At 36.2% G+C, this 9387-nt stretch carries 5 protein-coding genes and 2 pseudogenes; 2 read left to right on the top strand and 5 right to left on the bottom strand.

The genetic code is table 11. From position 1 onward, the window contains the following. Nucleotides 1-85 precede the first annotated feature (85 nt). Nucleotides 86-322, bottom strand: a complete 237-nt coding sequence (locus tag D5R40_RS27405) for a CDGSH iron-sulfur domain-containing protein (protein WP_124143401.1) — start codon at nt 320-322, stop codon at nt 86-88. A 366-nt stretch (nt 323-688) separates the two neighbouring features. On the opposite strand from D5R40_RS27405, the gene D5R40_RS27400 reads away from it, so the two are divergent. Beyond that, a complete protein-coding gene (locus D5R40_RS27400) occupies nt 689-1042 on the top strand; it encodes a winged helix-turn-helix transcriptional regulator (protein WP_124143400.1) in 354 nt (117 codons plus the stop codon). 152 nt (nt 1043-1194) lie between these two features. On the opposite strand, the pseudogene D5R40_RS43555 reads toward D5R40_RS27400, so the two are convergent. From D5R40_RS43555 to D5R40_RS27390, 3 genes and pseudogenes are all read right to left on the bottom strand, one after another. Then, nucleotides 1195-2160 (bottom strand): annotated as a pseudogene (locus D5R40_RS43555) (sensor histidine kinase); the annotation flags it as partial. A gap of 27 nt (nt 2161-2187) precedes the next feature. Further along, nucleotides 2188-2658 (bottom strand): annotated as a pseudogene (locus D5R40_RS43550) (PAS domain-containing protein); the annotation flags it as partial. A 605-nt stretch (nt 2659-3263) separates the two neighbouring features. Then, nucleotides 3264-4247 (bottom strand): phosphate/phosphite/phosphonate ABC transporter substrate-binding protein, encoded by a 984-nt coding sequence (locus tag D5R40_RS27390; RefSeq protein WP_240041668.1) that lies wholly within the window; start codon nt 4245-4247, stop codon nt 3264-3266. 1098 nt (nt 4248-5345) lie between these two features. On the opposite strand from D5R40_RS27390, the gene D5R40_RS27385 reads away from it, so the two are divergent. Beyond that, a complete protein-coding gene (locus D5R40_RS27385; protein ID WP_124155500.1) occupies nt 5346-7115 on the top strand; it encodes a choice-of-anchor I family protein in 1770 nt (589 codons plus the stop codon). A 155-nt stretch (nt 7116-7270) separates the two neighbouring features. On the opposite strand, the gene D5R40_RS27380 is transcribed toward D5R40_RS27385, so the two are convergent. Beyond that, nucleotides 7271-8176, bottom strand: coding sequence for a vitamin K epoxide reductase family protein (locus tag D5R40_RS27380; RefSeq protein ID WP_124155499.1), 906 nt, complete (start codon nt 8174-8176; stop codon nt 7271-7273). Nucleotides 8177-9387 lie beyond the last annotated feature (1211 nt).

Genomic DNA, 9387 nt, shown 5'->3' with positions numbered 1-9387 from the left:
TGTTGCATAATTGTGATTTTGCAGAAGTTAATTTTCAGTCAAAATAATTGTTTGATTATGCAACACTAACAAATGAATATTTTATTTATAATTTAGCGTGAGTCCCATCACAATAAGGAGGATTATTAGTATACTTACAATTACAAAGTGCTACACTCTTTTTCTCTGTTAACTCAAATGCCATAGGAGTAAACTCAGTTTCTGCATGGGAACCATCACAATATGGTTGCTTTTTCGATGCACCACATTTACACCAATAGTAAGTACTTGCTTCAAGTTCTAAAACGACAGGTTTGTTATCTGCAATAATTGGTTCACTCATGGTGTTTTTCTCTATAGAATTAATCTCTGGATACAAAATCTATAGAAGCTAATAACTTAGATTTTGTTTTGACATTTATAATCTAGCTTAAGTCAGGTTAGTATGTATAGTATGCACTTTAAAGTAAGATAGTACCCAAAAAGATACTATGGGTAGAGGTAGTAGACAAATGTGTAGAACTGATCAATATGGTTTTCCTAGAACCAAACCTAAACTTAGACACCAATAATCCTATGGTTTTATGAGTGGGGATATTTTTAAAGTAGTTGTCACCAAAAGCAAAAATATTGGTTTTTATATCGGTCGAGTAGCTGTTATAAAAACTGGTAACTTTAATATAAAAACTGAGGAAAGCAACAATTTGAGATGAAAATTAAAAGTACAAATAAGAAGAAAAATTGCCCAGCAGAGATGGCGATCAAAGTCATTGGTGGACGTTGGAAACTTTTGATTCTCCAAGAATTATTTGATGGGGTCAAACGTTTCAATCAACTTCATCGTTCTTTACAAGGTGTGACTCACAAAATGCTTACCCAACAATTGCGGGAAATGGAGGCAGATGGTATTGTTCATCGGGAAGTTTATTTACAGGTTCCTCCAAAAGTCGAATATTCTTTAACTCATCTCGGAAAAAGTCTTAAACCTATGATTGATGAAATGCACGAATGGGGGATTGAACATCTGAATTCTGATCAGGAAAATGAAAAGATAGATGAATAATATCAAATCCGTTTAATTCGGTATAAAAAAATGTTCCATCTTCAACCATTACCAAATATTTCCCCCCCATCCCCCCACATTCCCCTCCTGGGAGGGGCGAGGGGTGGTTCCCATCTCCCCATCCAATTACACCGATGCTACCGGACATAATATTACGACCGCTCTGAACTTAAAATATGGTCAGTTTTTAATGTGACAACAGTTGGTAAATTTATACTAAAAGTAGATCCAACACCAACAGAACTTGTTACCGTAATTTTTCCACCCATAATTTCACAAAATTTTTGACAGATAGACAACCCCAAACCAGTTCCACCGTACTTACGAGTCGTAGAGTTATCAGCTTGTACAAAAGGCTGAAAAACTTTTTCAATCTGCCCTGGAGTCATACCTATACCAGTATCAGTTACACTGAAAATTATCTGATTTAATGTCTGATCTATTTCCAATTTGCTACTACCATTTCCATTATGCTCTATATTGTGTTTGCGAACTACTTTTAAAGTGATGATACCTTCGTGAGTAAACTTGCTAGCATTACTCAATAGATTAATCACGATTTGCTTAATTTTTGTTCGGTCAGCAAACATAGTCCCTATTTCGCTACTACAATGCATCTCAAAAGAATTACCATTTTTCTTCATCAGTGGTTGCACAATGGATTGGACTTCTTTTATTAAAGTCAAGATATCAAATTCTTCTTCATACATAGTCATCTCCCCTGATTCTACCTTAGAAATATCTAGGATGTCTTGAATAATTGTTAGCAGATGTAAACCAGAGGTTTTAATTTGATCCAGGTCTGGAATAAATTCTTCATGGCCTAAATCTTCAGCTTCTTCCCGCAGCAGATCGCTATACCCAATAATAGCGTTAAGAAGCTGAAGATTTAGGCCATGAAGAATTTATTCCAGACCTGGATCAAATTCTTCATGGCCTAAATCTTCAGCTTCTTCCCGCAGCAGATCGCTATACCCAATAATAGCGTTAAGAGGTGTTCTTAACTCATGACTCATACTAGCAAGAAACATACTTTTGGCTTTGTTAGCACCTTCTGCAGCTTCTTTTGCTTGTTGCAACTCTATATTAGCTAACTTACTTTCTGTAATATCTCGAACAATAGCCAAAACTTCATTTTGACCACTTGCCAATATTCTTGCTTCAAAATGATGACGTCGCCCATGGACAAACCACTCATATTCAAATATTTTAATATCTCCTGTTTGAAGCGCTTCCTCAAGATATTGTAAATATTGTTTTGCAGCATTTTCTGGCAAAACTTCAAAAACTTTTTTACCTATTAATTTATCCCTAGACCAAGGTAAATCATTTTTTCTAGAAGGTTTATAGTAGAGAAAAACCCCATTATTGCTGAATCGCAAAATTACATCTGGGATAGCATCAAGCAGTGCTCTATTTTTAGCCTCACTTTGCCGTAAATCTTCTGCTCTTTGTTTTAAATTGCGAATTAGCTCCTCCTTGCTATGAATTAGTTCTCTAAGTTGATAAGTCATGCTATTAAAAGAATTTGCCAATACAGCTAATTCATCTCCAGTACAAATCTCCATCTTCTGAGTTAAGTCTCCAGAAGCGAGACGTTTAGTAACTACAGTCATTTCCTTTAGAGGTTCAGTAATAGAACGACTAATTAACAATGCCAGAAAAGTTCCTGCAGTAGCAGCCATAGCTGCTACTATAAGACCTTGATTACGCACAGCAGCAATTTTTTGATTTAAAGGAGTTATAGACAAACCTACACTCACAGCTCCGAGTCTTTTCCGCCCAACGACTACTGCCTTACCAGCAAGCAATTGAGTAGACTTCCACTCAAAAATTGTTTCATCGCTCTCCAGTAGACGCTGGCCAAATTCATCGGGTTTAATATTGTAAACCAAAACATCTTTACCATAAGCATCAGCAACTATTCTTCCATCTTTCTCATAAATACGGCCAGCCGCCAGCACTTCATCTTCTCCAAGCTGCTCCATGATTTCTTCCATAAAATCAGCATCTAGCTTGTACAGAGAATCTCTAACTGTTATGGATATAGTATTGAGTAAGATTTCCGCCTGTTTTTCTAATTCAGTACGAAAATTTTGTTGCTGACGGTGGACGGATAACCAAGTGACACCGGCCACTACCATGACAACCAAACCTGTCATGGCTAGCGTTAACTTGGTGGCTAGCGACCCTTGTCCAACCCTGAATAAGCCCATCTAATTCACCTGTTTTGAACAAGTTCATACAATTCTCGCATTCTTTCTATACTTGACTCTGGAGGAAAATCATCGAATTTGGCTGTCTTTTCAAATTTCTCTAAGATTTCTCGTCCCTCTGCCGTTTGATCCATTTTAATCAAAATAGCTTTGATGGCCTCAAGCATTTCCGGTTTCATGTCAGGTCTAACTAAAACTACATGGCGAGCTACTTTCTCACTTTTTGCTAAAACTATCATGGCTTGTCGGTTTGCTTCCGGAATTTCCATAAAAGTACCGATGTCAACTGCACCAGCAGCAACTTTTCCACTAATTACCCATTGGATAGTATTTTCATCATCATCAGTAAAAACAAATCCTACTTCATCAGCAGATACTGTCGAACTAGCTGATTTCTTCTGTTGAGGATTTAAATCATTTTCTATCAGCAAGGAAGTAGGTAACATATATCCTGAAGTAGAGCTAACTTCATCAAAACCAACTATCTTACTTTTTAGATCCTCTAAGGATTGAATCCCACGATCCTTCATGGTAAAAATGACAGTATAATAATCTGGTACACCACCTTTCCAACGACGTAGAATTGGTTTAGCATTAGACCGATCGCTCACAATCATTGCTGGGTAGGGACTATCAAAATAAATATCTACTTCTCCTGAGTTGAGATAATTGGCCATTTCTTGTAAATCAGAAGCTATTTCTACATCCCCTACTTTGACTCCAAATTGGCCTAGTCTTTCTGCTAAGTAGTCTGCTAAGGGTTGATAGCGTTTAATCTTTTTTGAAGGATTATTAGAAATATCAGCAATAACTATTGTGCTTGGGTCTGGAGTGCTAGCTAACAGCTTTGGGTTTAATGCTGATGATTTTAAGCTAGAGCCGATCAAGGCCATGACCATGCCAAAAAGTGATAGTTTCACAAAAAGCTTGCGTAACATTTTCTCCACTTCTCCATTGTTGATAGTTGTAACTTTAAGGATATAACTCAAATAAATTCACGAACAAAAGTTTTAATCAGGTAATTTTTCCACAGGTCTATCCCGGTTGGGCCAGTGAGGTCTACATTAGACATGGTATTATTTCTATAAATTGCCAATAATAGTCTAGTTACTAAACTTAGAATACTTGACTGATTTTGTTGACTATTTGGCCATCAATGTTAGGGATATTTATCATTTTCTTTGTGGGTTTAATACCCCACCGTCAACGGGGGTGTTCACGCATTACTTGGGGGAGCGAATCCCCATGTAATTTTCCTCCTGTCTCCTGTCTCCTGTCTCCTATCTCCTTCTTCAATCTCACTTTTTTGAAAACACCACAGATATTTATACTATCCTAGCAAGATTTTTGGAGGGCTGTAGGCCAGATCTATACAGCCACTCATTATATCGACTTAATACAACCATTGTTTGTAAATAGCCACTCAAGATGGTTACTTTGAATTAATCAACAATATATGAAGATTTGATGAAGTTTGCTCATAACTATTGCATTTTTATAGCTAATAATGCAATTATTTATAAAACATCAATCAGAGTTGTTTTTTGTACTCATACCAAATTCATCAGAGTTGACTTGAGATTAAGACAGACAAGTTAGTAAATCTCATAATTATGTGCAATATTACATAAAATTTGCATAAAACCTAATTCTATGTAATTTTACATAAAATTGGTATGAAAACATGGATAACTGAGTGAAAATTTTCATATCAATTATAGAATGATTGATATTCTATAAGTATAGTTTAAGTGTTTTTATCAGGTAGTAAGCTGATTTAGCACTGAAATTTGACTATATGAATATTTTCTTACTATTAATAAGTAGAGCTGATAGCTGAAAAGTCTCTCCCTATTAAGTATTGCCTTTAACAGTTTTATTTTGTATTACCAAAATAAATACATCTTAGCTCGTTAAGCTTTACTAATATTGAGAGAAAGATCAGTAATAAAATAGGAAAATGGATAAAATTTTTACATATTTTCTTTGCTCTAAAAATACTAGCTGTGAAAGCTATAGCACGATGGAAAAAAAAATTATCTAGAATATAGCGGAATAATTTAGTTTAGTTAGGAGATACATAATCAATGAAAAACTATCAGGATAAAAGTAAATATACTAATACTAATGTATTAGAAAAAATCATTGAAGTAACTGTAAAATCAAGTATGGCGATCGCCTTGATGGCAGCACCAAGTACAGCTATGAGTTTGAGTTTCACACCAGTGGGTACTTATGCTACAAGGGTATTTGATGAAAGTGCGTCCAGAATTACAGCCTTCGATCCAAACAGTGACAGGCTTTTTGTTGTTAACGACGACTCACTGGCAATAGATATTCTGGATATCAGTAACCCCAACACTCCAGACCTTTATTCTAGTATAGATTTAAGTCTACTTGGCAATTTTGGTGGTGTCAATAGTGTTGCCTATAGTAACGATGTATTTGCAGTTGCAGTTGAAAATGACACAATCACAGACCCAGGAGAAGTTTTATTCTTTGATAAAGGTGGCAGTCTATTAAATCGAGTAACAGTGGGTGCTTTACCCGATATGCTGACATTTACACAAGATGGCACAAAACTACTCGTGGCCAATGAAGCCGAACCAGAAGGTTATCTAGAAGGAGATATAGATCCAGAAGGTTCTGTTAGTATCATCGATACGTCTAATGGCGTAGAAAATATTACTTATAGTGATGTGACTTTTGCAGGTTTTCAGGATTTTAACGCTCAAATAGCTCAACTACGAGCAAAAGGTGTGCGGATATTTGGCCCTGGTTCAACAGTAGCCCAAGATTTGGAACCGGAGGCGATCGCTATTTCTGAAGATGGAACAACAGCTTGGGTAACATTACAGGAAAATAATGCTATAGGTATACTCGACATAGAAACAGCTACATTTACAGATATTGTTGCCCTTGGTTTTAAGGATCATAATAAAGATGGTAATGGAATAGATGGTAGCGATGAAGACGGTGAAATTAATATTGATAATTATCCTGTATTTGGGATGTATCAACCAGATGAAATTGCTAGCTATACTGTAGGGGGAAAAACCTACTTGGTGACAGCCAACGAGGGTGATAGCCGTGATTATAATGAGTTGGATGAAGAAACAGAAGTAGCAGATGAGGATCTAGACCCAAATGCTTTCCCAGATGCTGACATACTCAAGGAAGATGAAACTATAGGGCGTTTGGAAATTACAAATACTCTGGGTAATACAGATGATGATGATGAATTTGAGGAACTATATGCTTTCGGTGCTCGCTCTTTTTCTATTTGGGATGAAGCAGGAGCTTTGGTTTTTGACAGTGGGGATGATTTTGAACAAATAACTGCTAAATTATTTCCTGAATTCTTCAATTCCAATAATGATGAGAATAATTCCTTTGATAATCGGAGTGATAATAAAGGCCCAGAACCAGAAGGTGTAGCTATTGGTATGGTAGGTAATCGCACCTTAGCCTTTATTGGTTTAGAAAGGATTGGTGGCTTTATGACCTACGATGTGAGTAATCCATTAGCTCCTAAGTTTATTAGCTACACAAATAATCGTGACTTCTCAGTGGAATTTGATGTAGATAATGATGGAGACCTAGATCCAACAGATGAACAATTAGGAGAAGTAGGGGATCTAGGACCGGAGGGGCTAACATTTATTAGTGCAGAAGATAGTCCCAATGGTAAAGCTTTGTTAGTATTAGCTAATGAAGTTAGTGGTACAACTACTATTTATGAAATTAATTCTGTACCTGAACCAGGTACAATCTTTGGTTTATTGGTATTCGGAGCAGCAGGAAAGTTATTGTTGAAGCGTCATAACAAAACTACTGAAGAAAATTCTGCCTTCTGATTCTGATGATGATTAATCAAAATCTTCTGTAGGGACGTTCCATGTAGCGTCCCTACGCTTATACAGCAGATTCCGTACTAATGAGGTACAACTGACGATCTGGAATATTTGTATATTCCCTGTTCCCTGTTCCCTATTCCCTATTCCCTGCTGTATTAAAGATTGTTAAAATTAGCTAGACCTTTATAACCGGAAAATTTTGCTAAATCCTCTAAAGAAACTGTACCTTCGTAAGATTTACCATTAATTTTCCAAGTCGGATATGCAGTAATATTGGCTGCGATACATGAGCTTTGTTGAGGGTTTTTGCCTTTAGGATCGCACTCAATATAATTAAGTTTACTAACAGCTTCTTGACCAAACAACTTCTTTTGGTCTTGACAGTGACCACACCAATAAGCACCATACATTTTTGCTCCCACTTCTGTCAGATGTTCTGCTAAAGCAATTTTTGCCGGTGTCGAAGTAGTTGTAACTGCATAAATATCTTGTTGATCAGCAATAGGACTATGAATGGGAGCATAAACCGCAAATGTTCCTACAAGAGTAACCATTCCAACAATAATAGCGGTAAAGATTAATTGCCCAATATCTTCCCAGTCACGACCGATTAATGCTAAGATAAATAGAGCTACAGAACAAATAGCCGAACCGATGCAATAAATACACAGAGATTTAATCTCAAATGCCATGATGTACATCAAATAGCTACTGAAGATAGTCATGGATACGCCACCCACAAAAATTAATAACCAACTCCAGTTTTCTAGTTTTGAGCGTAACTCCTTCTGAGAATCTGGGTTAATTACCCAAGGACCGATCGCCATTGTTCCCATACCAGCATAAGCTAGAAAGCCAAATAGAGCTAGAGGTAAGCCAAAAATCATAGCATAAGGACTTTCAAGTACCTTATCGCAACCAGCTACAGGACAAGTCACGACTCCTCCCATGAATTTTTCTATTGCGAGATATGCTGTAATTATTGCTCCTACTGTTGAAATACCAGCAATAATAAAACGTGAATTACGATGAATCCAGGGTTTAGAGCGTTTACTACGCATTTATGCCTCCTTGTTTAGTACAGTTTCTTTTCATATTATCTTTTCTTTTGCGGGTTTAATACTCCACCATCAACGGGGGTGCTTAAAATTGTTTGGGGTTATAAGACACTGAGTGGCGTGTCGAAGACTATCCATAAGTATTTTTCCTTCTTCCTTCTGCCTTCTTCAATGACTTCCCGAACAACTGGACAGTCAAATATACAGTTTCATAGTAAATAATTTTATCTGACTTTTCAAAATCTGCTGATGGCCAGAAGAAAGTTCAGACAAACTCTATATAGCTATAAGCATTCAGCTATCAGCTATCAGCTAGAGTCAAAACTTTTAACTATAATATTTTGAAGTTTCTTAGCTGTCCTAATCTTAATGGGTAGTGCTGTAGCAATAGACAGATAGGTTAGGACTTACGCTGATAACGATCTTTAGACAGGAAAATGTTTTTCCTACTGTTCTCTGTTATAGATATTGGAGAAGTGAAATTGATATCAAGTATCTTCAGATTTTACAGTAGATTTGATCAAGGGTGAGGTACACCTCCTTACAGCGCTTTTCGGCTTCTTTTCAAGGAGAGGTAATTGTTACTAGACAGTGCAAAGTTCTGGGAATAACTATTACTAGTCAAGGGTTTCACGGACTCAAGGTTAAAAAATCTCCATTCACAACAGTAGGTGCTGTAAACCTTTCCCAGTAACACTTTCAATCTTGAGAGCAAACTGTTTTTTAGCAGAACTTTGTACTCTCCAGAATTGTTAATAATTAATAATTAATTGTTGAAAAACAGCTTCTAAGGGAGAGGTCTTAAATGTTTGTACTTCATGTACTTGCAATTTGTTGTAGCTACTCCTCTGGTTATGGCGATCGCATTTGAGACATAACCTTTACCTAAAAAGCTTTTACTGATCGCTTTGAAGGTTCTTGTGTTCGGCAAAGATTGAAAAGCCACATATTTAATTATACCTGATAGACTTAATTTTGCAAATTTTTGCTGGCAACACTTTTAATTTTTGCTTTTCCTAGTTTTTCAAATTACTGAATAAAGCTAATATCAAGTATGATTATAATAGTTTTTATTCATTTATTTCTCCAATCACTCACAATTAATATTTATTTACTTTCGAGAAAAATAGCAACTTAAATGTTCGCTAATTTGGCAGATTTGCAGATATAATTATTTTTGGGAATAATCATATTATCATCTTGACAATTTGAGT

This window comes from Okeania hirsuta (assembly GCF_003838195.1).
Lineage (GTDB): Bacteria > Cyanobacteriota > Cyanobacteriia > Cyanobacteriales > Microcoleaceae > Okeania > Okeania hirsuta.
The sequence above is the reverse complement of the archived record's forward strand: the minus strand, read 5'-3'. Positions and strand labels throughout refer to the sequence as shown.

Excerpts from the sequence above, each read along its gene's own strand:
- D5R40_RS27405 (WP_124143401.1), bottom strand. The coding sequence starts at position 322 with ATGAGTGAACCAATTATTGCAGATAACAAACCTGTCGTTTTAGAACTT.
- D5R40_RS27380 (WP_124155499.1), bottom strand. The coding sequence starts at position 8,176 with ATGCGTAGTAAACGCTCTAAACCCTGGATTCATCGTAATTCACGTTTT.
- D5R40_RS27385 (WP_124155500.1), top strand. The coding sequence starts at position 5,346 with ATGAAAAACTATCAGGATAAAAGTAAATATACTAATACTAATGTATTA.
- D5R40_RS27400 (WP_124143400.1), top strand. The coding sequence starts at position 689 with ATGAAAATTAAAAGTACAAATAAGAAGAAAAATTGCCCAGCAGAGATG.